At 73.5% G+C, this 24,328-nt stretch carries 23 protein-coding genes; 16 read left to right on the top strand and 7 right to left on the bottom strand.

Annotation, left to right across the window (positions count from 1 at the left end; translation table 11 throughout):
- Positions 1-83: 83 nt before the first annotated feature.
- Positions 84-1,205, top strand: a complete 1,122-nt coding sequence (locus ACGF13_RS37985; RefSeq protein ID WP_392884000.1) for an NADAR family protein — start codon at positions 84-86, stop codon at positions 1,203-1,205.
- Between the two features lie 60 nt (positions 1,206-1,265).
- Here the strand turns inward: ACGF13_RS37985 and ACGF13_RS37980 are convergent, their stop codons facing one another.
- A complete protein-coding gene (locus ACGF13_RS37980) occupies positions 1,266-1,766 on the bottom strand; it encodes an HIT family protein (RefSeq protein ID WP_392883998.1) in 501 nt (166 codons plus the stop codon).
- Positions 1,767-1,947: 181 nt separating this feature from the next.
- Between ACGF13_RS37980 and ACGF13_RS37975 the strand changes: the two genes are divergently transcribed.
- Positions 1,948-2,658 carry a hypothetical protein gene (locus ACGF13_RS37975; RefSeq protein WP_392883997.1) on the top strand — a complete coding sequence of 237 codons (711 nt, stop codon included), beginning with the start codon at positions 1,948-1,950 and terminating at the stop codon, positions 2,656-2,658.
- A gap of 4 nt (positions 2,659-2,662) precedes the next feature.
- On the opposite strand, the gene ACGF13_RS37970 is transcribed toward ACGF13_RS37975, so the two are convergent.
- From ACGF13_RS37970 to bla, 3 genes are read right to left on the bottom strand one after another with little or no spacing between them, the layout of a single operon-like run.
- The gene (locus ACGF13_RS37970; protein ID WP_392883996.1) at positions 2,663-3,676 is read right to left on the bottom strand and encodes a hypothetical protein; all 1,014 of its coding nucleotides are present in this window, start codon (positions 3,674-3,676) and stop codon (positions 2,663-2,665) included.
- 36 nt (positions 3,677-3,712) lie between these two features.
- Positions 3,713-4,840 (bottom strand): MBL fold metallo-hydrolase, encoded by a 1,128-nt coding sequence (locus tag ACGF13_RS37965; RefSeq protein ID WP_392883994.1) that lies wholly within the window; start codon positions 4,838-4,840, stop codon positions 3,713-3,715.
- 32 nt (positions 4,841-4,872) lie between these two features.
- On the bottom strand, positions 4,873-5,847 hold the full coding sequence (bla, locus tag ACGF13_RS37960; protein ID WP_392883993.1) for a class A beta-lactamase: 975 nt from the start codon (positions 5,845-5,847) through the stop codon (positions 4,873-4,875).
- A 147-nt stretch (positions 5,848-5,994) separates the two neighbouring features.
- On the opposite strand from bla, the gene ACGF13_RS37955 reads away from it, so the two are divergent.
- From ACGF13_RS37955 to ACGF13_RS37945, 3 genes are all read left to right on the top strand, one after another.
- On the top strand, positions 5,995-6,942 hold the full coding sequence (locus ACGF13_RS37955) for a LysR family transcriptional regulator (protein WP_392883992.1): 948 nt from the start codon (positions 5,995-5,997) through the stop codon (positions 6,940-6,942).
- A gap of 86 nt (positions 6,943-7,028) precedes the next feature.
- A complete protein-coding gene (locus tag ACGF13_RS37950; protein WP_392884063.1) occupies positions 7,029-7,892 on the top strand; it encodes a serine hydrolase in 864 nt (287 codons plus the stop codon).
- A 259-nt stretch (positions 7,893-8,151) separates the two neighbouring features.
- On the top strand, positions 8,152-9,645 hold the full coding sequence (locus ACGF13_RS37945; RefSeq protein ID WP_392883990.1) for an SDR family oxidoreductase: 1,494 nt from the start codon (positions 8,152-8,154) through the stop codon (positions 9,643-9,645).
- 74 nt (positions 9,646-9,719) lie between these two features.
- Here ACGF13_RS37945 and ACGF13_RS37940 read toward each other — a convergent pair whose 3' ends face one another.
- The gene (locus tag ACGF13_RS37940; RefSeq protein WP_392883989.1) at positions 9,720-10,091 is read right to left on the bottom strand and encodes a winged helix-turn-helix transcriptional regulator; all 372 of its coding nucleotides are present in this window, start codon (positions 10,089-10,091) and stop codon (positions 9,720-9,722) included.
- Positions 10,092-10,183: 92 nt separating this feature from the next.
- On the opposite strand from ACGF13_RS37940, the gene ACGF13_RS37935 reads away from it, so the two are divergent.
- Positions 10,184-11,023, top strand: a complete 840-nt coding sequence (locus ACGF13_RS37935; protein ID WP_392883988.1) for an SDR family oxidoreductase — start codon at positions 10,184-10,186, stop codon at positions 11,021-11,023.
- Between the two features lie 333 nt (positions 11,024-11,356).
- Here the strand turns inward: ACGF13_RS37935 and ACGF13_RS37930 are convergent, their stop codons facing one another.
- Positions 11,357-12,304 carry an SDR family NAD(P)-dependent oxidoreductase gene (locus ACGF13_RS37930; RefSeq protein ID WP_392883987.1) on the bottom strand — a complete coding sequence of 316 codons (948 nt, stop codon included), beginning with the start codon at positions 12,302-12,304 and terminating at the stop codon, positions 11,357-11,359.
- A 295-nt stretch (positions 12,305-12,599) separates the two neighbouring features.
- On the opposite strand from ACGF13_RS37930, the gene ACGF13_RS37925 reads away from it, so the two are divergent.
- From ACGF13_RS37925 to ACGF13_RS37915, 3 genes are all read left to right on the top strand, one after another.
- Positions 12,600-13,184 carry a DUF6434 domain-containing protein gene (locus tag ACGF13_RS37925; RefSeq protein WP_392883986.1) on the top strand — a complete coding sequence of 195 codons (585 nt, stop codon included), beginning with the start codon at positions 12,600-12,602 and terminating at the stop codon, positions 13,182-13,184.
- A 199-nt stretch (positions 13,185-13,383) separates the two neighbouring features.
- Positions 13,384-13,833 (top strand): helix-turn-helix transcriptional regulator, encoded by a 450-nt coding sequence (locus tag ACGF13_RS37920; protein ID WP_392883984.1) that lies wholly within the window; start codon positions 13,384-13,386, stop codon positions 13,831-13,833.
- Positions 13,834-14,499: 666 nt separating this feature from the next.
- Positions 14,500-15,357 carry a choice-of-anchor K domain-containing protein gene (locus tag ACGF13_RS37915; RefSeq protein WP_392883983.1) on the top strand — a complete coding sequence of 286 codons (858 nt, stop codon included), beginning with the start codon at positions 14,500-14,502 and terminating at the stop codon, positions 15,355-15,357.
- A 166-nt stretch (positions 15,358-15,523) separates the two neighbouring features.
- Here ACGF13_RS37915 and ACGF13_RS37910 read toward each other — a convergent pair whose 3' ends face one another.
- Positions 15,524-15,742 carry a hypothetical protein gene (locus tag ACGF13_RS37910; RefSeq protein WP_392883981.1) on the bottom strand — a complete coding sequence of 73 codons (219 nt, stop codon included), beginning with the start codon at positions 15,740-15,742 and terminating at the stop codon, positions 15,524-15,526.
- 414 nt (positions 15,743-16,156) lie between these two features.
- Here ACGF13_RS37910 and ACGF13_RS37905 point away from each other — a divergent pair, with 414 nt between their 5' ends.
- The 7 genes from ACGF13_RS37905 to kdpB all read left to right on the top strand — a co-directional run.
- Entirely contained in the window at positions 16,157-18,544 is a 2,388-nt protein-coding gene (locus tag ACGF13_RS37905) for a DUF4118 domain-containing protein (protein ID WP_392883979.1), read from the top strand.
- A 521-nt stretch (positions 18,545-19,065) separates the two neighbouring features.
- Positions 19,066-19,887 (top strand): SDR family NAD(P)-dependent oxidoreductase, encoded by an 822-nt coding sequence (locus ACGF13_RS37900; RefSeq protein WP_392883978.1) that lies wholly within the window; start codon positions 19,066-19,068, stop codon positions 19,885-19,887.
- Between the two features lie 751 nt (positions 19,888-20,638).
- Positions 20,639-20,785, top strand: coding sequence for a hypothetical protein (locus ACGF13_RS37895; RefSeq protein ID WP_392883977.1), 147 nt, complete (start codon positions 20,639-20,641; stop codon positions 20,783-20,785).
- Positions 20,786-20,884: 99 nt separating this feature from the next.
- Entirely contained in the window at positions 20,885-21,040 is a 156-nt protein-coding gene (locus ACGF13_RS37890) for a hypothetical protein (RefSeq protein WP_392883976.1), read from the top strand.
- Positions 21,037-21,126, top strand: coding sequence for a potassium-transporting ATPase subunit F (locus ACGF13_RS37885; protein WP_392883974.1), 90 nt, complete (start codon positions 21,037-21,039; stop codon positions 21,124-21,126). The genes ACGF13_RS37890 and ACGF13_RS37885 overlap by 4 nt, the downstream gene beginning before the upstream one ends.
- A 1-nt stretch (position 21,127) precedes the next feature.
- Positions 21,128-22,792, top strand: coding sequence for a potassium-transporting ATPase subunit KdpA (kdpA, locus tag ACGF13_RS37880; protein WP_392883972.1), 1,665 nt, complete (start codon positions 21,128-21,130; stop codon positions 22,790-22,792).
- A gap of 47 nt (positions 22,793-22,839) precedes the next feature.
- Positions 22,840-24,328: potassium-transporting ATPase subunit KdpB (gene kdpB / locus ACGF13_RS37875; protein ID WP_392884062.1), on the top strand; the 1,489-nt coding region annotated here is incomplete at its 3' end.

Here is a 24,328-nt window from a genome sequence, read left to right as displayed (position 1 = left end):
ACGGCCCGGTTCCCCGAAGGTGACCACCGGGCCCGGAGGAAAATACACGGACTCCATGGCGGCCACTGCGACACAATCCCAGGATGATCGGCAACCGGATCACCCATCGCACCGCGGACGGCGTCCGCATACCCGGGACCTGGCGGCACGCCTTCATCCGCAACGGCGGCCACTACTTCCTCACCGACCTCTTCATCTACGCCGACGGGATCGTCGACTGCTGGGAACTGGTCACCGTCGAGGAGTTCGAGGAGAAGCTGCGCACCGGCTGGGTGGCGACCACCTTCCCGGAGGGCGGGGAGGCGTCCGCGCACGACCTGGCGCACTGGAAGTTCAGCGAGCCGGAGAGCTGGCTCACACCTGACCTGCTGGTCGCCGAAGTCCGCGACACCATCGACCAGTTGAACGGCCGGCCCGACTCGACCGGCCGTTGCCTGGCCGCCGTCGACGTGTTCCTCGCCGACCGGACCGAGGAGAACCGGGCCGTGGCCCGGGCCGCCTTCCTGGCCGTCCCGGAGTCGCAGCGCCGCTACGCGCTGGGCGACATGGACAGCAAGGACCGGCCGCTGCGGATCCTGGTGGCCGGGCCCGGAGCCCGGACCTACCTGCCGTTCGACGGAACGGTCACGCAGAAGGACTACGACAGCGCCCTCGCGTACTTCGAGGAGCGGGCCCGCTGGAGGGCCGAGCGGTCCGAGCGCGTCCCCGCGGACGGACCGGTGGCGTCGCACGCCCCGGCGGTCCAGCTCTACCACTCGTACCCGAACAAGCCGGTGGACGATCCCGGCAAGCTCGGCCTGCGCAACGACTACCCCGCCCCGATCACGGTGGGAGAGGTCAGCTACCCCTCCGTCGCCCACGCCTACTGGGCCCTGTCGGTCGTCGAACCCGAGGTCCGTAGCGCGATCGCGACGGCCGAAACCGCCACTGCGGCGCGCAAGCTCGCGGCCGAGGCGCCCCGCCGCGAGGGCTGGGAGCAGGCCCGGACCGCCGTCATGACGCGGCTGCTGCGGGCCAAGTACGACCAGCACCCCGAGCTGGCCGAGATCCTGTTGGCGACGGACGACGCCACGGTGATCTACGACGACATGCAGTCGGCCTTCTGGGGCGACAACGCCGGCCAAGGGCGCAACTGGGCGGGCCGTCTCCTCGAACTCGTCCGTTCCGAGCTGCACGCGCGGAGGGCCGGGATCCCGGGGCTGTGACGGGACCGGGCGAGGAGGCTGTCCTCCGTCGACCGTCAGGCCGCCCCTCCCCGACGTGTCTCAGCCCGCGCCGGCCGCCCCGGCGTCCGGCGCGGACAGCACATCGAGTTCGTGGCCGATCGCCTTGCGCAAGGCGTCATGCTCCGGTCCGAGCGCGCTCGCGGGATCGTGCCAGTTCTCCGCGGGATACCGCCACACCGGGTGGCCGACGAGATCCGGGCTCTCCCACTCGAACCGGGGCCAGACATGTGCGTGGAGGAAGTCGTCGGTGTTTCCGAGGATCTCCAGGTTCACGCGCCGGAACTCCGGGTCCAGACGCCGGCAGGCCCGCTCCACGGCCTCACCCAGCCGGTCCATGTCCGCCAGGAAGGCCATCCGCTTGCCCCGGGGAAGATCGGACAGGCGCCGCACATTGGGCTCGTCCACCAGGAGAACCGAGTACCCGGGCAGGAACTGCACGTCACCGATCACCGCGAAGCCGGCGTCGAGCCGCCGGAGCACAGTGGGGTTCACGCCTCCCAGGGCACTGCCGATCCTGTCGTCCCGCCAATCGCCGCCCATGACAGCGCACCCTACACACGCGCGCCGTCGGTCGCTCCCGATGCCCGGCGACTCCGAACGGGTCCCCCTCGCCGCTCGTACGAGTGACGACTCGTGGCGTGGAAGCGAGCTGAGGCCGTCCTGACGCGCCAGTACGCAAGGGTTCGGCCACGACTTTTTTCTCGCGGACGCGGAGGCGATCGTGACTGCCGGACGGAATGTTGGTGTGGGGCGGCTGGTTCGGGTGGCCGCGCCGGTTGTGCTGCTGGCGCTGGCAACGGGGTGTGGCGGTGGCTCGTCCTCCGGCACGACGCCCGCGTCGACAGGGTCGACCGCGGAGACGCCCGCGCCGACAGCGTCGTCCGGCTCGAATCCGAGTCCGAACGCGATCGCCACGCTCTTTCCCGGCAGCAAGGCCGCCCCGGCGGTGACCAAGGCGCAACTCCCGGCCACGCAGCTCGGCGGGCAGACCACCGAACCCGTGGTGCTCGCCGGACGTCCCAGCACCCCCGAAAGCGGCACCGACGCTGTCGCCGCCTCCGCAGCCGGCACGACGATCGGGGCCGTGCATCTGTCGGCAGGAAGCTTCTCGGTGGTCGACAACCCGTGTACCGGAAGGACTCTTCACTCCGGGGACACCTGCACTCTGACGGTCGCGTTCCTTCCGGCGACCGTCGGCACGCAGAGCGCCGAACTCACCGTCTACACCTCGGTGACCGACGCGGTCTACCGCGTCGAGCTGGTCGGTGAGGGGCTGGAGCCGGGCGCACCTTCACCGTCACCTTCACTGTCACCTTCGGGGAACTCGCCCACGCCCGAGACCACATCCTCGGCCGCGTCGCCCTCGGCCGCGTCGCCCCCGGTTACGTCGCCCCGGGCCACGTCGCCCTCGGCCGGAGCAACGGGGAGCTGAGGCGTCAGCCGAGCGTCTCGATGCGGATGTCGTCGTCGTCCCGCAGGATCACGGTCACGTCCTCGGGCTGGCGGCGGTCGTACGAGACGAGGTAGTAGCGGGCGCTGGACTTGGCGAGCAGCATGAACCCCCGGTACTGGTAGCGGTACGGCCCGCCCGAATCGCCGAGGTCCCTGAAGTCGATGCCGCTGGCATCGTGGGTGATGAGGGAACGGGAGTAGATCAGGACGCTGACCCGTCCCGCGAATCCGGCTTCCGAGTCGCGAATGGCCTGGCCGTCCCCGGCTTCGTCCGCGTAGTGCGCCAGGGAGAAGAACAGGCTCATCGTCAGCAGCCCGATGAGCACCGCGCCGGCGAGCAGCGGGATCCGCCCGCCGGCCAGCGGATTGCCCCGCTCCCGGAGGCCGGCCCGGTAGAGGCGCAGTGAGAACAGCGCCAGCGCGGCGCCGAGCGCCACCACCAGCGGAGGAATGACCGTGCGCGGCCAGCCGGCCTTCAGAAGTGACAGGACGCTGTCGAGCCACCAGGGTGGCTGGGTGAAGACGAGGAATCCCGTGAGGAGCAGCAGGCCGCCGGCGAGTCCGAACGCGACAGCGGCTCGTTGCCGCAGCGGCTTTTCCCGCGGACGCGCCAGCCAGTGTTCGACCAGGGCGAAGAACGCCAGGACGAGGAGCGCGCACCACAGCAGCGCCCAGAGCGGGAGGAACAGGGCGGTGGGGCTGACGGTCAGGTAGCTCTCACGCGACAGCTCCAGGTCGCTCGTCGGGACGCCGAGGTGGCCGTAGTACGACGTCGTGTAGGTCCTGCCGATGTAGTACAGCAGGCCCACGACGACCGATCCCGGGGCCACGACGTAGGCGGCCTTCTCCAGGAACGCCCTGCTCCGGTCGTCCGGCGGCTTGGCCGCGGGTTCGGGGGCGGCCGCGGTGTCGTCGGTACCGCGGGCGGCCCCGGCGCGCGCCGCCGGCCGGCGGACACGGCGAGCCGCGCCCCTGGCACGAGAGGGACGCTCGGTCACCGGTCATCCAGTTTCATGCCCCCACAACGAGACACCTCATGCTTCGGTCACGGACGGCCCGACGCCGGTGCGGGCGTCACGCGCGGGCCGACCCGGAGCGGGGACGCGGGGGCCGGCTCCTGTCCCGGCCGCTTCCGCCGCTTCCGCTTCGGCGATGCGGCCGCGCAGCATCGCGTCCATGACGGCCGTGTACCGCTGCGTGCGGGGGCCGCCGAGGAGGAAGGGGTTCGCGGCGCCGGGCGGTTGGTGCCGCAGGTGTTCGACTCGTTCGAGGTCGTGGTCGTTCGGGTGGTTGGCGAGCTCGACCTCCACGTTCGTGCGGCGCATGACGGCCCGGAAGGAGTGGACGGAGGCGAGGTAGGTGCGCAGTTCCGGCACCGTGGAGGGCGGGTTGAGGCCGCCCCACAGCATCGCGCTGTGGTGCCGGCGTCCCGCCCGGACCGGGATGACCGGGGAGACGGTGCCGGGGGTGTGGCCCGGGGTGTGGTGCAGCTCGATCGTCGTACCGCCGAGGGTGAGCTGGGCGCCGTCCGTGATGTCGAGGTCGCGGACGGGGGCGTCGCAGGGGCGGGTGCGGGTGAGCAGGTCCCAGTCGGCCGGGGACATGTGCACGCGGGCGCCGTAGCGGTCGGCGAGGGCCTGTGCGCCACCGAAGTGGTCCGCGTGGCCGTGGGTCACGACGACGTGCCGGATCGCCGCCGGGTCGGCGCCGACCGCCCGCAGCCCGGGGATGATCACGTCCTCGGTGTCGGAGGGTGAGGTGAGTGCGTCGATCAGCACGATGCCGTCGTCCGTCAGCACCGCCGTCGCCGAGACCCGGCCCGCGCTCAGTAGCACGAGGTTGTCGAACAGCTTGACGGGCTCGGGCACGGGCAGCGGCAGCGGGGGAGTACCGGAGCCGGGTGCCAGCGCTGTCACCAGGGCCCGCAGCACGGGGTCGTCGGCGGCGAGGCGGCGGGCGCGGTCGTAGTGCGCGCGGGCGGCGGGCGGTGCTTTCGGTGGAGCGGGCGTGGGTGTCTTCGGGGGAGCGGGCGTGGCGGCCGAGGCCGGGCCCGGCGGGGCGGCCGGCGGGGCTTCGTCGGTGAGACCGAGGACGGCGAGCTGGGCGAGGCGGCGCCGGGTGAAGTCGGCTTCCGTGGCGGCCCGGCGGGTGGGGCGGATCATCGCGGTCGGGGCTCCTGGTCGGTCGGGGAGGGTCAGCCGAGGGCGCTGACCACGGTCTTCGTCGCCTGGGCGATCAGGGCGTCGTCGGAGGTGGCGCCCGCCTTGCCGCGGTCGGACAGGACGACGATCACGATCGGGCTGCGCCCGCCCGACGGCCACGCCACGGCGACGTCGTTGCGGGTGCCGTAGCCCGCGTTGCCGGTCTTGTCGCCGATCCTCCAGTCGGTGGGCACCCCCGCGCGGACGTACGGGCCGCCGGTCGTGTTGCCGACCAGCCAGTCCGTCAGCAGCCCGCGCCGGTCCTCCGGGAGGGCGTCGCCGAGCACGTAGCGGCGCAGGTCGGCGGCGAGGACGCGCGGCGTGCTGGTGTCGCGGGTGTCGCCCGGGGTCGCCTCGTTGAGGGTGGGTTCGGTGCGGTCGACGTTGGTGGTCGAGTCGCCCAGGTCGCGCAGGGACCGCTGGACGGCGGCCGGGCCGCCGAGCTCGGCGATGACGAGGTTGGCCGCGGTGTTGTCGCTGTACTGGATGGAGGCGGCGGCCAGGTCGCGCAGCTTCATGCCGGTCGCCACGTGCTGCGAGGTGACCGGTGCCCACGCCAGCACGTCCTCCTGGCGGTAGGGGACGACCTTGTCCAGGTCCGCGTCGGATGCCTTCCGCAGCAGGGCCCCGGCAGCGAGCGACTTGATCGTGGACGCGAACGCGAACCGCTCGTCGGCCCGGTGGATGACCTCCCGGCCGCTGCCGGTGTCCACCGCGAACACGCCGAGCCGGGCGCCGAACTGCTGCTCCAGTGCCGCGAAGGAGGCGTCCGCCGAGCCGGTCGCGGGCGCGCTCGCGGCCGACGCGCCCGGGGCCGCTGCGCCTGGGGCCGCCGCGCTCGCCACCGTCGCGCCGGGGGCCGACGCCGTCGAGGCGCTGCCCGCCCGCCCGCACCCGCCGACCAGCGCGGCCACGAGCAGGGCCACCGCGGGCAGCGCGGTGCGGGGGCGGTGGAGGGCGTGCGTCATCGGTGGTCTCCCAGCTGGTTCGTGCGGTCTCGGTCGCGGTCAGGGTTGCGGTCGCGCCGTCGCGCTCAGCTAAACAGGCCGCCGACCTCCCAGTCCAAGACCGCAATCGTGAAGCGGACGATAAGAAAACACCTATGATTACTGGCCATGGACCTGCTGGGGCACCTCCGCCACTTCCGCGCCGTCGCCGAGGAACGGCACTTCGGCCGCGCCGCCGAGCGCCTGCGGATCGCCCAGCCCTCGCTCTCCCAGCGGATCCAGCGCCTCGAACGCGAACTCGGTGTGACCCTGTTCGACCGCGGCCCGCGCGGCGTCGACCTCACCCCGGCGGGCCGGTTGCTGCTCGCCGAGGCCGAGGAGACGCTGGACAGCGCCGCCCGCCTCCTCGCCACCGCCGCCGACCTGCGCAGCGGACGGGCCGGCACCCTGCGTGCGGCCGTCCCGCCCGAACTCGGGCCGGCCGCCCTGGCCGCGCTGCTCACCGGCTTCGAGACCGCCTCCCCGGGCACCCGGCTCGAACTGCGGGAACTGCCGGTCGCGACCGTGGTGCGCGAACTCGCCCAGCACACCGTCGACGTCGCCGTCGTCCGTCACCCCTGCCCGGCCGACGGACTGGCCTTCGGGCCCGTCCTGCACCAACCGCTCGGTGTCCTGCTCGCCGCCCGCGGTCCGTACGCCGACCGCCCGGAGCTCGCGGTGGCCGAACTGACCGGCCTGCGGCTGGTCCTCTTCCCACGCGCCGCGGCCCCGGCCCTGTACGACGAGGTCCTCACCACGCTGACCAGGCACGGCTGCACCCCCGAGGCCGTCGTCGATCCGCCGGGACCGGACGTCGCGGGCGCGCTCGTGCTGACCGGCAGCGCCATCGCCCTGGTGCCGCGCACCACACCACCACCGGGTACGGTCTGGCGTCCGCTCACCGGCACCCCGCTGGCCTGGCGGACCTCCACGGCCTGGCCGGCCGGGCGGGGCGGGCCCGCCGTCCGGCTGTTCGCCCAGGCCGCCCACGAGGCGCTGACCGGACCCGGCGGCCTGCTGCCCCAGCCGCCCAACCGCCCGCTCTACCCCCGGCCCGCAATGGAGTTCCCGCTGTGACCAGCGACCGCACCGCAGCCGACCGTACGGCGGCTGACCGGACCCGAGCCGACCGGACCCCGCACAGCCGGGCCGCGCGCACCCGCATCGCCGCGGCCTTCGCCGACGCGGGCGTCACCGGCTGGCTGCACGCGCGCGACCTCGACACCGGCGCCGAGATCGCCCTCGGCGCGGACACCGCCGTCAGCACCGCCAGCGTCCACAAGGTCTGCCTGCTCGTGACGCTGTACCGCGAGGCCGCCGCCGGACGGATCGACCTGACCCGGCAGGTCGACGTGCCCGCAGCCGGCCGCACCCCCGGGAGGACCGGCCTCGGCGCCATGCTCGACCCGGCCCGCCTCTCCCTGCGCGACCTCGCCTACCTCACCGCGGCCGTCAGCGACAACACCGCCGCCGACACCCTGTGGGACGAGATCGGCCTCGACACCGTCAACCGCACCATGGCCGACCTCGGCCTGAGCCGCACCGTCGCCGTCCACAAGCTCCGCGACCTCATCGCCGCCCTCGCCGAGGACACCGGTCCGGACTCCCCGGTCGACCCCGCGGTCGTCGCCCGCCTCAGGGTCCTCGACCCCGCCTTCACCAACCACAGCACCCCCCGCGACATGACCACCCTGCTCGCCGCCCTCTGGCACGGCGACGCCTGCCCCGGCGACCACGGCGCCGCCCTGCGACGCCTCCTCGGCCTCCAGGTCTGGCCGCACCGCCTGGCCTCCGGCTTCCCCTACGACGACGTCCGCGTCCACGGCAAGACCGGCACCCTCCCCACGCTGCGCCACGAGGTCGGTGTCGTCGAGTACCCCGACGGCGGCCGCTACGCGCTCGCCGTCTTCACCCGCGCCGCCTCCACCGCCATCACGCTGCCCGCCGCCGACGCCGCCATCGGAACCACCGCCCGCCTCGCCGTCGATGCCCTCCGGGCACGGGCGGCAACCGGGGCGGCGGGCTGACCGCGGCGGTGGTGCCGGGCACGGGCGGCTGCCGATGATCCGCGGCCCGCCGAAACGCCCGTGCCCGGCGCTGGAAGGCACCAGGACCGGCCACGCCACGCCGTGGCCTTGGCCGCCGAGTCCTCGAAGCCCGCCGCGGCACGCTTCGACGGTGCCAACCGGGTCGCGGGCTCCGACGAGGATGCGTGATCCTGATCCCGCTGCTCCGGTCCACCGCAGGACCCGGCGGGCCGGGCCGGCCTTCGGACGAGGAGTCGAGATGGACACAGAGCGGGCCGCAGCGAGGCACTGCCTGGTGACCGGTGCGAGCGGCTACATCGGCGGCCGCCTGGTGCCCGAGCTGCTCGCCCGGGGACACCGCGTCCGCTGCCTGGTGCGCAACCCCGCCCGGCTGCGGGACCAGCCGTGGCGGGCGGACGTCGACATCGCCCCCGGCGACGTGAGCCGGCCCGAGACCCTCGCAGCGGCTTTCGACGGCGTCGACGTGGCCTACTACCTGGTGCACTCCCTCGGCACCGGACCGGCCTTCGAAGCCACCGACCGGGCGGCGGCCCGTGCGTTCGGAGCCGCCGCCGCGGCCGCGGGCGTCACCCGGATCGTCTACCTGGGCGGTCTCGTCCCCGCCGGGGTGCCCGAAGCGGACCTCTCGCCCCATCTGCGGTCCCGCGCCGAGGTCGGTCGGATCCTGCGCGGCAGCGGTGTGTCCACGGCCGAACTGCGTGCGGCCGTGATCATCGGCTCCGGCAGCGCCTCGTTCGAGATGCTCCGCCACCTCACCGAACGCCTGCCCGCGATGGTCACGCCGCGGTGGGTCTCCACCCGGATCCAGCCGATCGCCGTCCGGGACGTCCTGCGTTACCTGGCCGGCGCCGCCGGTCTGCCACCCGGAGTGAACCGCACCTTCGACATCGGCGGCCCCGACGTCCTGACGTACGCGCAGATGATGCACCGCTACGCTCGGATCGCCGGACTGCGACGGCGGCTCATCGTCCCCGTGCCGGTCCTCACCCCCCGCCTCTCCAGCCACTGGGTCGGCCTCGTGACCCCGGTGCCGAACTCCATCGCCCGTCCGCTCGTCGAGTCCCTGCGCCACGAGGTCGTCTGCGGCGAACACGACATCGCCCGGTGGGTGCCCGACCCGCCGGAGGGCCTGACCGGTTTCGACCAGGCCGTGGCCCTCGCCCTGCGCCGGATCAAGGACGCCGACGTCGTCACCCGCTGGTCCTCGGCCTCCCTGCCCGGCGCCCCCAGCGACCCGCTGCCCACCGACCCCGACTGGGCCGGCGGCAGCCTCTACCAGGACCTCCGGGAACGCACCGTGACCGCGTCACCCGCGGCCGTCTGGCGGGTGATCGAAGGCATCGGCGGCGACAACGGGTGGTACTCCTTTCCGCTCGCCTGGGCCCTGCGCGGCTGGCTCGACCGGCTGGCCGGCGGCGTCGGCCTGCGCCGGGGCCGGCGCGACCCCGCCCGGCTGCGGGTCGGCGACTCCCTCGACTTCTGGCGGGTCGAGGAGATCCAGCCGGGCCGGCTGCTCCGGCTGCGCGCCGAGATGCGGCTGCCCGGCCTGGCCTGGCTCGAACTGTCCGTCACACCGGACGGTGAGCACCGCACGCGCTATCGCCAGCGGGCGCTCTTCCACCCACACGGCCTGGCCGGCCACGCCTACTGGTGGTCGGTCGCGCCGTTCCACACGGTGGTGTTCGGAGGAATGGCCCGCAACATCACCGAACGCGCCCGCCAGGAGCCGTGACACCGCCAGGAGCGGTGACACCGCCAGGCCACCCGGCCACGCCGGATCCGCCGTCGAGGCCGACCACCACCGCACTATCCCGCGCCGCGCGGCGGTAGTCGCCGGGTGATCCGGTCGAACAGGTCCGTCAGCGGCTCGCTGACGTCCCGACCGAACTCGGACAGCCCGTAGGTGACCTGGGGCGGCGTCGTCGGCTCCACCTTCCGCCAGACCAGGCCGTCCTGGACCAGCGCGCGCAGGGTCTGGGCGAGCATCTTCTCGCTGATGCCCCGGATGCTGTCGCGCAGCTCGTAGAACCGAAGGTCGTTGCTCCGCAAGGAGATCAGCACCCAGATGCCCCACCTGCTGGTGACGTGGTCGACCACGTCGCGCGCGGGGCAGGCGGTGTGAAACACCTCATACCGGCTACTCGCCTCGGCCTGCGCGGGCTGCGCACCTTCCGTCATGTCCGGAGCTTACCTCCGGGTATGTCCTTACGAAACGCAAGCCCGGCTCCTAGTGTCAACGACCGCAGCGCACAACCGACTTGGAGCTGAACATGATCGTGGTGACCGGGGCTACCGGGAACGTGGGCCGACCTCTGACGCAGGCCCTGGCCGAGGCGGGCCGGCAGGTGACGGCGGTGTCGCGGCACGCTGCGGCGATGCCGGACGGAGTCCGGCACGTGGCCGCCGACCTGGCCGAACCGACAAGCCTCACACCCGCGTTGGACGGGGCGGAGGCCTTGTTCCTCCTGCTGTCCGGCGATCTGCACGCCCTCGGAGCCAGGCCCGCCGACCTCATCGACCTGGCCGCGGCCAGTGGGGTCCGCCGGGTCGTCCTGCTGTCCTCGCAGGGCGTGGCGACCCGGCCGCTCGGCCGGTCGCGGGTCGCGATGCGCGCGGTCGAGGACGCGTTGCGGGGGTCAGGCCTGGACTGGACCGTCCTGCGACCGGGCGGCTTCGCCTCCAACGCCCTGGCCTGGGCGGAGTCCGTCCGCACGCGAGGGACGGTCGCCGCGCCCTTCGGCGACGTGGGGGTGCCGGTCATCGACCCGGTGGACATCGGCGAGGTCGCGGCGGCCTGCCTGCTGGACGACCGGCACAGCGGCGGGGTGTACGAGTTGACCGGGCCGGAGGTGATCACGCCGCGTCAGCAGGCGGAGGCGATCGCCGCCGCGCTCGGTTCGCCCGTACGGTTCCACGAGCTCACCCGCGGCGAGGCCAAGGCCGAGATGACCCGATTCGTACCGGTGGAACTCGCCGACGACACCCTGGACATCATCTCCGCCCCGAACCCGGCCGAACTGCGGATCAGCCCGGACGCGGAACGGGTCCTCGGCCGCGCCCCCCGCCCCTTCGACGACTGGGTCACCCGCAACATCGCCGCCTTCCGCTGAGGCACGACTCGACTGAGGCACCCCGGGAGCCCGACTGTCCGGTGTCGGACGGAAGCCACACGCGGGGGACGGCCCGTCAGAGCCGTAAACGCGGAGATGCCGGCGGTCAGGCGTTCCTTGCCGAGGCGCTCGTGGAACTCGAAGGCCTCGGCGAGGGCCCAGCGGTCGTCCGGGCGGCTTCCGGACCGAGAGCGGTGCGCCCTTGACCGCGTCGGGCGGGGCGACGCGGTCGCCCCGCCCGACGGGGTGCCGGCGCTCGTGCGTCGGCACCCCCGGGGAACGGACGTCAGCTCCGGCGGCGCTGGGCGAGCCGGACGTCGACCACCCGGCCGGCTATCCGGCGAAGGACGGATCGGTGCCGGTCAGTTCGCGGCTGGCCGCCCACAGCCGGGCGGCGGTGGCGGTGTCCTTGAGGTGGTCCCACAGGGGTTCGGTTCGCGGGGTGCCGCGCAGTCCGAACACGCGGGGGCTCCACATCTGGCCGCCGCGAACGCCCGGGTCGAGCACGGCCCGGACGGCGGGCCACGCGGCGGCGTCCTTGCCCTGCACGACGAGGCCGAGCGGCAGGTGGCGCAGCCGTGCGCCGGTGGTGCGGACGTGGACGCGCGGGCGCGAGGGGGTGAGGGCGTCGAGTGCGCCGCCGGGGTGGACGAGGACGCTCAGCGTGGTGCTGCGGGCGGCGCGCAGGCGGCGGTCGAGTTCGAGGGCGAAGAGCATCTGGGCGAGTTTGGAGCGTGCGTAGGTGCGCTTGGGCCGGTAGTCGCGGGTGCTCTGGAGGTCGTCGAGGTCCAGGTGCTCGGACTTGGCGGCGAAGCTGCCGGTGGTGACGACCCGGCTTCCGGGGGTGGCCGCGAGCAGGGGTGCCAGGTGGTGGGTCAGGGCGAAGTGGCCGAGGTGGTTGGTGGCGAGCATCAGCTCGTGCCCGTCGGCGCTCTCGCGGCGCGGTGGGTGGTCGAGCGCCACGCCGGCGTTGTGGACGACGGCGTCGAGCCGGTCCGGCCCGAGCGCGTCCACGGACGCGCGGAGCGAGGCGAGGTCGGCCAGGTCCAGGGGCAGGTGCCGCACGTCGGCGCCGGGGACGCGCGAGCCGATGGAGGCGATCGCCGCCCGCGCCTTCGCCGGGTCGCGGCTGCCCAGCACGACCGTGGCCCCGGTGGCGGCGAGCTGCTCGGCGACGAAGTACCCGATGCCCGCGTTGCCGCCGGTGACCAGGAAGCGCCGCCCCTCGGCGCGGGGCAGCCGGTGGACGTTCCACGGTGGGGTCTCGGATACGGAGGGCATGGCGGGCTCCCGATGGTTCGGCATCGTTCGGTTCAGCGCGGTTCAGCGCGGTTCAGCGTGGTTCAGCGCGGTGCGGTCGGTGCGGCCGGTGCGGTTCGCGCGGTCCGTACGCTCGCAGGCTCCGCTCACAGGTCACCGGCAGTCGGCTGTTCCCCTGCTGACAGCCGGTCGGTCCGGTACTCGGGTTTCGGCGGCCCGCAGCGCCGATGCCGTCACTCCGGGGCAGCGGAGTGGGGGAGAGGGGGGAACAAGGCCGGGACGAACCCCTGGAACACGATCCGGCAGAATCACAGCCGTGATCGAGAACCGGAACACCGGCACGGCAGCCACCGAGTCCAGGCCCCCACTGACGGCCGGCCTCACTGGCTCCGAACTGCTGCGCTGGTACTGGACACTGGACGAGCTGACGGCTCTCGCCCGATCGATGGGCGTCGCGCGGCACGGCGGCAAGGCAGCGCTCACCGCCCGGCTCGCCGCGGCGCTGGACGGTACGCCGCCACCGGCCGCCCCGGCCCGCCGTTCCCCGGCGACCGCGCAGTTGGCCGCGCCCGTCGACGGCGACACGGTGATCCCGCCGGGCCAGCGGTGCGGCCAGGTCCTCCGGAGGTACTTCGTCGAGACGATCGGCCCCGGCTTCCACTTCGACGCCTTCATGCGCGACTTCATCGCCCGGAGCGCCGGCCGGACCCTGACCGATGCCGTCGCCCACTGGCACGCCACCCGCCCGGAGACGGTCCGGCCCCGCGAGATCGGGGAGCAGTTCGAGTTCAACCGCTTCACCAGCGCCTGGCACCGTGCGAACCCGGCCGGCACCCGAGCCCAGGCCCGCGACGCCTGGTACGCCCACCGCGCCCTCCCCAAGCACCCCGCCGGCGGCTGACACCGGTCGAGCGCCGGCGACTCGAGTTCCGCATCCGCACCGGCGGGGAACGGGCCGGTCGGGTGTGGATCCGACCGCCCGCAGCGCCGCCGCACCGGGATCGCGTCCGTGACCTGGTGAGGAGGGGGCTGCCGCGCACAGGTGGGCGAGCGGCCCTCGATCAAGACGCCGAGGCGCGCCGACGGCGGCCGGAGCGGGGGTGTCAGGAGGCTTCGGCGCCGAGGAGACCGTGATCACGCTCGATCCGGCCGTGCTGGACGTACCGCTTCCCCAGGCCAACGAGCACACGGCGGCCCTCGCACTGGACCAGTGCCGGGAACTGCTGGCCCGGCGGCGGGCCCGGACGGGGCTGGCAGGGCAGGTCCGGGACGTTCTGGTCTCCCGGCTGGTCGACCCGCCCGACGCCGACGAGGTCGCCCGGCTCCTCCACGTCGGCAGCCGTACGCTGCGCCACCGGCTCGCCGCCGAGGGCACCTCCTACCGGGCCCTGCTCGCGGAGGAACTGCTGATCACCGCCGGCATGCCCGTCGAGCAGATCGCGCGCAGGCTCGGCTACGCCGAGGTGTCCAGCTTCTCCCAGGCGTTCCGGCAGTGGAAGGGCGTCGGCCCGCGCGAGTACCGCAAGCGGTACCCCGCGCTGAGTCGGTAGCCCTCGCCGACGTCGGCATCCCGGTACTGGTGCGTCTCCATGTCCCGGGGCGTGCCCGGCTTACGGGCGGACGTTGCCGTCGGCTGCCAGGCCGGACAGCGCGGGAACCCGCGCCACCCTGGTCGCCACGACGACCGCCTCCCTGCTCGCCTGGGGCGCCGTCCACGCAACCGCCCCGGACGCCGACCTCCGGCCCGGTGCGCACGGACCCGTGGCAGCCTTCGGGCTCGAAACGCTCAGGCGCGGCGCCGCAGGGGCCGGCATCCGCGAGGTCGGGGAGGGGCTGGGCGGATAGTCGGAGAGGGAGAGCGGTCCCTCGAACCCGTACCGGCGTGCCCGACGCGACACCGCCCGCTCCTGGTGGGCCCTGCACGCCCACACGGAGCGCGCCGTCCCGCACATCGAACCCGCCCCTGACGGCGACGCGACCGTGATGCGGGACGGCGGTGCGCGCGGGGGCGAGAGGCTGCTCCACGGACAAGTGCCCCGTCACCCGGACGAGTGGTGCGTGGGCATCCTTGCCCAGGATTCGCCTGAGCTGTTGGGAGAGTGGGGGCGTCGGTCGGCGAAGGCCCCTCAAGGCCGGCCGCAGCGCCGGCCGCCGACGAAACGCACTCAGCCGTTCGTTCGTGCGGCGTGCCCATCAGAGCGAGGAGTTGTCCGAGCATGTCCAAAGTCACGACGTCGGGAACCTGGACCGCCATCAACCCGACCCCGTCCAACGTCTCGGGCCTCGACACCGGCCACGTCACCTGGGGCACACCCGTCGAGGGCGGCAAGAGCGGTTACTCGTTCTCCGGCGGCACGGTCGAGATGAAGGCCGACGGTTCGGAGGCGACCCTGGGCACCTTCACCCACCGGAACTTCCCCATCCTGGGCGGCGGCGTCGACCAGTTCGACGTCGATCTCGTGGTGCGCATCCGGTTCGAGGAGGACGACAAGGACCGCGAGTTCAGCTTCAGGTTCCACCACTTCGAGACGCCCAACGACGGCCCCACGCCCGACGACGAGGTCGATCTGCCCACGCGGGTGTCCCCGGAGAGCGTGACCATCGACGGCGAGGAGTACGCCGCCGTGATCACCGGCTTCAAGCGGAGCGGCGAGATCGTCAACAAGTTCTTCAGCCCCGAGAACGGCTCCAACAGCGCCGACATCGTCGCCGTGCTCTCCCGCGTGGGCGTCCCGGAGGTGGTCATCACCGACGTCTGCCAGAAGGGCAAGGTCAAGTACACCCAGGCCGACGAGTACGTCGAGATCGTCAACCAGGGCACGGCGCACGCGGACATCTCCGGCTGGAACCTCCACGCGGACGACCCCGGCCAGAACTTCACCTTCCCGCCCGGCACCACGCTCAGGGCCGGCCAGCGAATCCGGATCTACACCAACGAAGTCCACGCCGAGTGGGGCGGCTACTCCTTCGGCAGCGGACGCGCCATCTGGGCCGACAAGGGGGACACCGCGCACCTCTTCGACGCCGAGGGTGAAGCCGTCTACTACTACAGCTACGGCACCGAGGCGTCCTGAACTGCCGGCCCCGGCCGGGCCGGGGCCGGCCAACGGTGGGGCCCGGACGCCTCGGCCGGCCCGCGCGGGGGAGAGGCGCGATGAGGCACCAGCCGAAGCGCTGGTGCCCGCTTCTCCGCCACCCGAGGTGACGCCACCGCTCTGGCGCCACCTCTGGGCGTCGCGTTCAGATCACGAGGTGGTCCTTGAATTCCCCGTCGGTGCAGAACAGTTGGCGGGTGCGGAGGTCGGCGGCCACCCAGCCGCCGCCCTCCTCGCACTGCTCGACGGTGACGGCGGGCGTGAGGTGCCGGGCCTGTCCGGTAGCGGACGCCGGACCGGTACCCAGGGAGAGGACGGCGGCGGCCAGGACGGTGAAGGCGGCGATGCGCCTGGTATTGGTCATGTCCGGCCAACGAACTTTACCTTGCCCGGTCACCCTCGTTCACCTGTTCACCGGCAGCCACTGCGGGCAGCGCCGCGAAGTACGGGCTGTCCAGGGCCGCTGGGCCGACGGGGCGAATCCGCGCCGGCGGTTGCCGGGAGCGCGGCGGCTGGTCGCATAGCCTTGCGCCCTGCGCCGAGGTGGCGCCGGCCGAGGACGCGGACAGGGGCACAGGGTGAGTTCGTCGGGTGCCGCCGCGTCGACGCGGCGGACGAGGTGTCGGGCATGGCAGCCGGAGGGCGTGTCCGTGGTCGCTCCGGTCACCCGCGCGGGGCTGCGTGAGGCCGAGCCGGATCGCTCCTGGCGCCCGCGCGTCCGCGTCGGGTAGGGCGGGGCGTGGAACCGGAGGCGGGGAGAGGCGGTGGGGCGGCGGCAGTGGCCGGGAAACTGCGGGTGTTCCTGGGCGCGGCGCCGGGGGTGGGGAAGACGTACGCCATGCTCCGGGAAGGGCGCCGGCTGCGCGACGAGGGGCTGGACGTGGTGGTCGGCCTGGTCGAGACGTACGGTCGGCGCGGGACCGAGGAGCAGTTGGGGGACCTGCCGGTGCTGCCCCGCAAGCCGGTCCCGTACCGCGGGGTGGAGCTGACGGAGCTGGATGTGGACGCGCTGTTGGCGCGCCGCCCGGCGCTCGCGCTGGTGGACGAGCTCGCGCACACCGACGCGCCCGGCGGGCGGCACGGGAAGCGCTGGCAGGACGTGCGGGAGCTGCTGGACGCGGGGATCGACGTGGCGACCACGCTCAACATCCAGCACCTGGAGAGTCTCAACGACGTCGTCGAGCAGATCACCGGCGTCGCCCAGCGGGAGACGATCCCGGACGAGGTGGTGCGCGCGGCCGACCGGATCGAGCTGGTCGATCTGAGCCCGCAGGCGCTGCGGGCGCGGATGGCGCACGGGGAGGTCTATCCGCCGGACCGGATCGACGTGGCGTTGGACCACTACTTCCGGGCCGGCAACCTCGGCGCGCTGCGGGAGCTGGCGCTGCTCTGGCTCGCCGACCGGGTGGAGGAGGAGCTGGCCGACTACCGGGCCCGGCACGGCATCCGGGCGCCGTGGGAGACCAAGGAGCGGATCCTTGTCGCCCTGAACGGTGCCGCGCAGGGCGAGCACCTGATCCGTCGGGGAGCCCGTACGGCGACCCGGGTGCACGGGGACCTGCTCGGCGTGCACGTCCGGCTGGACGACGGCACGGCCGAGCACGAGCCGCCGGGGCTGGCGGCGCAGCGGGACCTGCTCCGGGAGCTGCGCGGCGGCTACGTCGAGGTGAGCGGCGGCGACGTGGCCCGGGTGCTGGTGGACTTCGCCCGCTCGGAGAGCGCCACGCAGATCCTGCTGGGGCCGACCAGCCGCAGCAGGTTGCGCGAGCTGCTCTCCGGTTCGGTGATCAACCGGGTGATCCGGCTGGCCGGTCCGATCGACGTGCACGTGCTGCCGCCGCCGGAGCCGGGGCTGCTGACCGTGCCGCCCTCGCCGCGGCGCCGGCGCCCGGCGCTGCTTCCGGTCCGGCGGCGCCGCCTGGCGTGGCTGCTGGGGCCGGTGGGGGCGGTCGCGCTGACGTGGGCGTTGTCCCCGTCGCGGCACTCGCTCGGGCTGTCCGGGGTGCTGCTGTGCCTGTTGTTGGTGGTGGCCGGAACCGCCCGGCTGGGCGGGCTGCTGCCGGCGGCGGGCAGTACGGCCGCCGGGGCGCTGGCGGCGGACTGGTTCTTCACCGCGCCGCGGCACAGCCTGACGGTGGAACGGGGCGCGGACGCCGCGGCGCTGCTGGTGTTCCTCGCGGTGGCCGGAGTGATCTCGCACCTGATCGACGGTCTGACGCGCCGTTCGCAGCAGGCGGACCGGGCACGGGCGGAGGCAGCGGTGCTCGGTCGGCTGGCGGGGGAGACGGTGGAGTCCGGGCCGCGGGTGCTGTCCGATCTGGTGGCGGAGCTGCGGCAGGTGTTCGGTCTGGACGGTGCCGCCGTGCTGCTGCGTACGGGGGATGCGCTCTGGCAACCGGCGGCCTCGGCCGGGGTGGAGGCGCCGTCGGAGCCCGACGAGGCGTCGTTCTCCGTCGGCTTGGGCGACGGCGCGGTGCTCGCGCTGCGCGGTGCACCGCTCACCGAGGAGGACACCCGGCTGCTCGGGCCGTACGTCACGCAGTTGAGGCTGGCCCGGGAACGGGAACGGCTGGCCGCGCAGGCAGCGGCGGCGGAGGTGCTCGCGCACACCGACGCGATGCACACCGCGCTGCTGGAGGCCCTCGGGAAGGACCTGCGGGCGCCGCTGGCGACGGTGCGTCGGGAGGCCGGGCGGCTGCCGGAGCAAGCCGGGGAGCGGATCGGTGCCGAGGTGGAACGGATGGAGCGGCTGGTCGCCAACCTGCTGGACCTGAGCCGGCTGCGAGCCGGGGTGATGCCCGTGGTGCTGAGGCCGACGGTGCTGGCCGAGGTGGTGCGGGCCGCCGCCGACGGGCTGCCCGGCGTCCGGGTCGACCTCGGAGCGGCTCTGCCGCGGGTGCTCGCGGACCCGGGGTTGCTGGAGCGGGCGATCGCGGACGTCCTGGTCTCCGGTGGGACGGCGGTGGTCGTGGTGGACGCCGGCGTGGTGGCCGGGCGAGTGGACGTCCGGGTGACCGTCCACGGCCGCGAGGCCGGTGCCGCGGAGCCCACGGGTCCGGCGGTGGTGCGGGGCTTCGTGGAGGCGATGAACGGTGAGCTGGCCGTCGAAGAGGCGGCCGGTGGTGGTACCGCGTACGTGATCAGCCTGGCCCGCGCGGTGGCGTGATGCTTGTCGAGCACCGGTGTCAGCGGGAGAGGGCCGGGCCCACCCGGTAGGTCGGCTTCGGTGGGGTCCGGAGCCGCTGCGTCGTCGAGGAGTCGTCGGCGGGGCGTCGTCGGCGGGGCGTCAGGAGACCGTCAGGGGTTCGTCAGGGAGGGTGGAGCAGCTTGCTCCGGGCCTCGGGGAGGGCTTTGATGGGGGGCATGCACCGCTCGACACGTCACCACGACCGCCCGCCGCATAGTCGGCCGCGGATCGTCGCTGTCGCTGTCGCGGTCGCCATCGTCGTCCGGTAGGCCGAGCCCCTTCCCGCTCTCCGCCGGCCGCGCGCACGGGCCGGGTGCCGTTCGTCGTGCCCGTGCGGGTCACCGCCGTCCGTTCCCCTGTTCCGGAGGGCTCCGAGGGCAGGGGAACGGACGGCGGTCCATCGCATCAACCCCCTTTTCGCACCGGCGGCCCGGAGGCGTACGGCTCCGTGCCGTACCTCCTCCGCACCCCGCCGGTGCCCTTCCACCCTTGGATGGGTCATGTCCGACGCTGTTCTGTCCGCCCACATCGCCCTCGTCACCGGCGCCTCGTCCGGCATCGGCTGGGAGACCGCCCGACTGCTCGCCGGCCACGGCGCGACCGTCCTCGTGCACGCGCGCACCACCGGTGAGGCCGAGGCGGCCGTCGCCCGGCTGGTCGACGCGGGCGCCCGGAGGGACCAACTCGTCGAGCTGGCCGCCGACTTCACCCGCCTCGCGGAGATCGCGGTGCTGGCCGGCACGGTCGTCAAGCACTACCCGGCGCTGGACCTGCTGGTGAACAACGCCGCCGCGATGGCCCCCGAGCGCTGCACCCTCACCGAGGACGGCAACGAGGTCTCGCTCCAGGTCAACTTCCTGGCCGCGCACCTGCTGGCGAAGCTGCTGCGCGCACCGCTCTCGGCGGCCGGAGACGCCCGGATCGTCAACGTCTCCTCCTCGCTGCACCGCACCGCCTCGATGAACTGGTCGGACCCGCACCGGACGAAGAGGTACTCGCGGGTCGCCGCGTACGCGCAGTCGCAGCTCGCGCTCACCATGGCGACCGCCGAGATGGCCCCGGCCGGCTCCGGCATCACCGCCGTCAGCCTCAACCCGGGCCAGTGCGCCACCGCGCTGCTGCCGCTCTACGGGCGCGCCGGCGCGCCGGCCGCGGAGGGGGCGGCGGCCGTCGTGCGGCTCTGCCTGCCGGAGACGGTCGTGGCCAACGGCGCCTACTACGACGGCGGTTCGGTCGCGCAGACGGCGGCGGCCGCCCAGGAGGAGCGCTCGCTGAAGCGGCTGGCCAAGCTCGCCGACCAACTGGTCGCCCAGGCCGCCTGACCCGTACGACCCGAGAGCGCGGAGGAACCGCGTTGTCCAGGCGTGCCCGCAAGAAGAAGGCCCGCCGGAAGAAGAAGGCGAACCACGGCCGCAAGGCCGGGCAGTAGCCGGACGGACCCACCCGGTGCCGCGTGCCACCGGCACCGGGTGCACCACCCCGCCCGCCGAGGCCCTCGTCGGGCGGTGCGGCCGGACCGATCCCGCGCCAATGCCCCGTCAAGACGGGCCTCGGAGGCGTCAAGGGTGCGTCAGGGCGGGCGGCGGAGCGCCGGAGCGCACCTAGCGTCATCTGCGAGGAAACGATTCGCCGCCCGGGCATGGGCCCAACGGCGGACCGTTTGCCGAATCCCGACCCCCGGCCGGTTCGTCCGGGGAAGGTTCGGCGGCCAGTGAAAACAGGGGGAGGGGGCGCGCGGCGATGCCAACGGGTACGTCGGGCAGTACGGCGGTCGTGGGGAACACGGTCACACCGGAGACGGTGCGCCAGGAAGCCGCCCTGCCACCATCCGCGCCGCGCGCCTCCCGCCATCGGTTCGACCGCTCCTGGTTCAGCCGGGCCTGGTGGAACACCCCGCGTCTGGTGCGCGGGCTGACCGGACTCTGTCCGGTCGTGCTGCCGGCCGCCGGCACGGTGACCGGTACACGCCCTGGGCGGGGCCCGGAACGGCACGGACGTGATCGGTCACGAGGCCGCCCCACAGGTGGTGCAACCGACCTCCTGCGCCAGCGGCTGCTGCCCGCCGTCGACGGCGTGACCCAGGCCGATGCCTCCGTGGTGGAGCGGGGCCACGCCGACCAGCGCCACGCCCTGGCCGACGACCGGTGGGGGATCCTGGCCGGCGGTCTGCTCGCCCTGACCGTGCCGGGCGTGCGGCCGTGCCCGCGCGAATTCGCCTGACTTCCCGACCCGGGAAGCAGGGGTGAGCGACCACCCGCCTCGACCGCACCCCGAAGCCCCTGTCGTCCGCAGGGACTCCTGATGGCCTAGGAGAGGTCGGTGCTGTGGGGCGCCCCGGTCGAGAATCGGTTCACCGGATGGGTGGCCGATCGGTTGCGGAGGGTACTCGACATGGCTGACCTCGCCTTCATCGGCGTGACGATCCTCGCGTTCGCGCTGCTGGCGCTGGTGGCGAAGGGGGTCGAGCGGCTGTGACGGCCGACAACGTCCTCGGGTTGGCCGTCGCCGGGGTGATCGTCGTCTACCTGGTCCTGGCGCTGGTCTTCCCCGAGCGGTTCTGACGTGGATCCCGCGCTCGCGGGTCTCCTCCAGGCCCTGGCCCTGGTGGCGGCGCTCGCGCTGTCCCACCGCCCGCTCGGCGACTACCTGGCGCACCTGCTGACGAGCCGGCGGCACCTACGGGTCGAGCGCGGCGCCTACCGGCTGATCGGGGTCGACGCGGACGCCGAGCAGACCTGGACGGCGTACCTGCGCGGCGTGCTCGCCTTCTCGGCGGTCTCGCTGCTGTTCCTCTACGCCTTCCAGCGCGTGCAGAACCACCTGTGGCTCTCGCTCGGTTTCCCGGCGGTGCCCGTGGCGACGGCGTGGAACACCGCGGTCTCCTTCGTCACCAACACCAACTGGCAGTCGTACGCGGGCGAGTCGACGATGGGTCACCTGGTGCAGATGGCCGGCCTGGCGGTGCAGAACTTCCTGTCCGCGGCGGTGGGCATCGCCGTGGCAGCCGCGCTGATCCGCGGCTTCGGGCGCAGCCGGACGGACCGGGTGGGCAACTTCTGGGTGGACGTGACCCGGGTGACGCTGAGGCTGCTGCTACCGGTCTCGGTGGTGTTCGCCGTGGTCTTCGTGGCCTGCGGGATGGTCGAGAACCTGCACGCGGTCGACGAGGTCACCACGCTGGGCGGCGGCACCCAGGCCATCCCGGGCGGGCCGGTGGCCACCCAGGAGGTGATCAAGGAGCTGGGCACCAACGGCGGCGGCTTCTACAACGCCAACTCGGCGCACCCGTTCGAGAACCCCGACCCGCTGACCAACTGGCTGGAGCTCTACCTGCTGCTGGTGATCGCCTTCTCGCTGCCCCGTACCTTCGGGACGATGGTCGGCGACCGGCGTCAGGGCTACGCCATCGTTGCCGTGATGGTGCTCTTCTGGACCGCGTCCGCGGCGCTGCTGGCGCTCTTCGAGTGGCAGCACCACGGCAGCGCACTGCGGGCGGCCGGGGCTGCGATGGAGGGCAAGGAGGTCCGCTTCGGGATCTCCGCCTCCACCCTCTTCGGGGCGTCCACCACCCTGACCTCGACCGGGGCGGTGAACTCCGTCCACGACTCCTACTCGCCGCTCGGCGGAGGCGTGCTGCTCTTCGACATGATGCTGGGCGAGATCGCCCCCGGCGGCACCGGATCGGGCCTCTACGGCATGCTGGTCCTCGCCGTGGTCGCCGTGTTCGTGGCCGGTCTGATGGTCGGCCGCACCCCCGAGTACCTGGGCAAGAAGCTCGGCGGCCGGGAGATGAAGTTCGCCTCCCTGTACATCCTCACCACCCCGGCGATCGTGCTCGTCGGTACGGGGACGGCGATGACGTTCACGGCGGAGCGGGCCGCGATGCTCAACAGCGGCCCGCACGGCTTCTCCGAGGTGCTGTACGCCTTCACCTCGGCGGCCAACAACAACGGCTCCGCCTTCGCCGGCCTGACCGCCACCAGTACCTGGTGGAACACCGCGCTCGGCCTCGCCATGCTGTTCGGCCGCCTGCTGCCGATGGTCTTCGTGCTGGCCCTGGCCGGATCGCTGGCGGCGCAGAGCCCGGTGCCCGCGACCGCCGGGACGCTGCCCACGCACCGGCCGCTGTTCGTCGGGATGCTCTCCGGCGTCGTGCTGATCGTCGTCGGGCTCACCTACTTCCCGGCGCTGGCGCTCGGTCCGCTGGCGGAAGGACTGCACCGGTGACGGCGCCGGCGCCCGTACAGCAGGCCCACCGCGTCGCCGGCGGGCTGATGGAGCCCGGGCAGCTGCTCCGCGCCCTGCCCGACGCCCTGCGCAAGCTCGACCCACGCGTCCTGGCCCGCAACCCGGTCATGTTCGTGGTCGAGGTCGGATCGCTGCTGACCACCTACTCGGCGATCCGCCACCCCGGTGTGTTCGCCTGGCTGATCACCGTCTGGCTCTGGCTCACAGTACTGTTCGCCAACCTGGCCGAGGCCGTGGCCGAGGGCCGGGGCAAGGCCCAGGCGGACACCCTGCGCCGGGCCAGGACCGAGGCCGTCGCCCGGCGGATCACCGGGCCGTGGCGTCCAGGCCTGACGGACGTCGCGGAGGAGACCGTACCGGCGGCCGAGCTGAGGCTCGGCGACCACGTGGTCGTCGAGGCCGGGGAGCAGATCCCCGGCGACGGGGACGTGGTCGAAGGCGCCGCCACGGTGGACGAGTCCGCCATCACGGGCGAGTCGGCACCGGTGATCCGCGAGTCCGGCGGGGACCGCTCCGCCGTCACCGGCGGCACCAAGGTGCTGTCCGACCGGATCGTCGTCAGGATCACCTCCAAGCCCGGCGAGACCTTCATCGACCGGATGATCGCCCTGGTCGAGGGCGCCGCCCGGCAGAAGACGCCGAACGAGATCGCGCTCGACATCCTGCTGGCCTCGCTGACCATCGTCTTCCTGCTGGCCGTCGTCACGCTCCAGCCGATGGCGGCCTACGCGGGAGCCGAGCAGAGCATCGTGGTGCTGGTGGCCCTGCTGGTGGCGCTGATCCCCACCACGATCGGCGCGCTGCTCTCCGCGATCGGCATCGCCGGCATGGACCGTCTGGTGCAGCGCAACGTGCTGGCGATGTCCGGGCGCGCGGTGGAGGCGGCGGGCGACGTGTCGACGCTGCTGCTGGACAAGACCGGAACGATCACCTTCGGCAACCGGCAGGCGGCCGGGTTCACCCCGGTCGGAGGCGTGGGCATCGGTCGCCTGGCCGACGCCGCGCAGCTCTCCAGCCTCGCCGACGAGACACCGGAGGGCCGCTCCGTCGTCGTCCTCGCCAAGGAGAAGTACGGCCTGCGGGCGCGGACCCAGCGCGAGATCGGGCAGGCCGAGTGGATCGAGTTCTCCGCGCAGACCCGGATGAGCGGTGCCGACCTCCACGAGGACGGCGGCGTGCGGCGGATCCGCAAGGGCGCGGCCGGTGCCGTTGTCCGGTGGGTGGTCGAGAACGGCGGCGCGGAGGGCGGTGAACTCGGCCCGCTGGTCGAGGGGATCTCCGCCTCGGGCGGCACCCCGCTGGTGGTCGCGGAGCAGCACGGTGCCGGGCCGGCTGGTGTCCTGGGGGTGATCCACCTCAAGGACGTGGTCAAGCACGGCATCCGGGAGCGGTTCGAGGATCTCCGGGCGATGGGCATCAGGACCGTCATGATCACGGGCGACAACCCGCTGACCGCCAAGGCGATCGCGGAGGAGGCCGGCGTGGACGACTTCCTCGCCGAGGCCACGCCCGAGG

It is taken from the genome of Kitasatospora sp. NPDC048286, from assembly GCF_043201735.1.
Lineage (GTDB): Bacteria > Actinomycetota > Actinomycetes > Streptomycetales > Streptomycetaceae > Kitasatospora.
The sequence above is the reverse complement of the archived record's forward strand: the minus strand, read 5'-3'. Positions and strand labels throughout refer to the sequence as shown.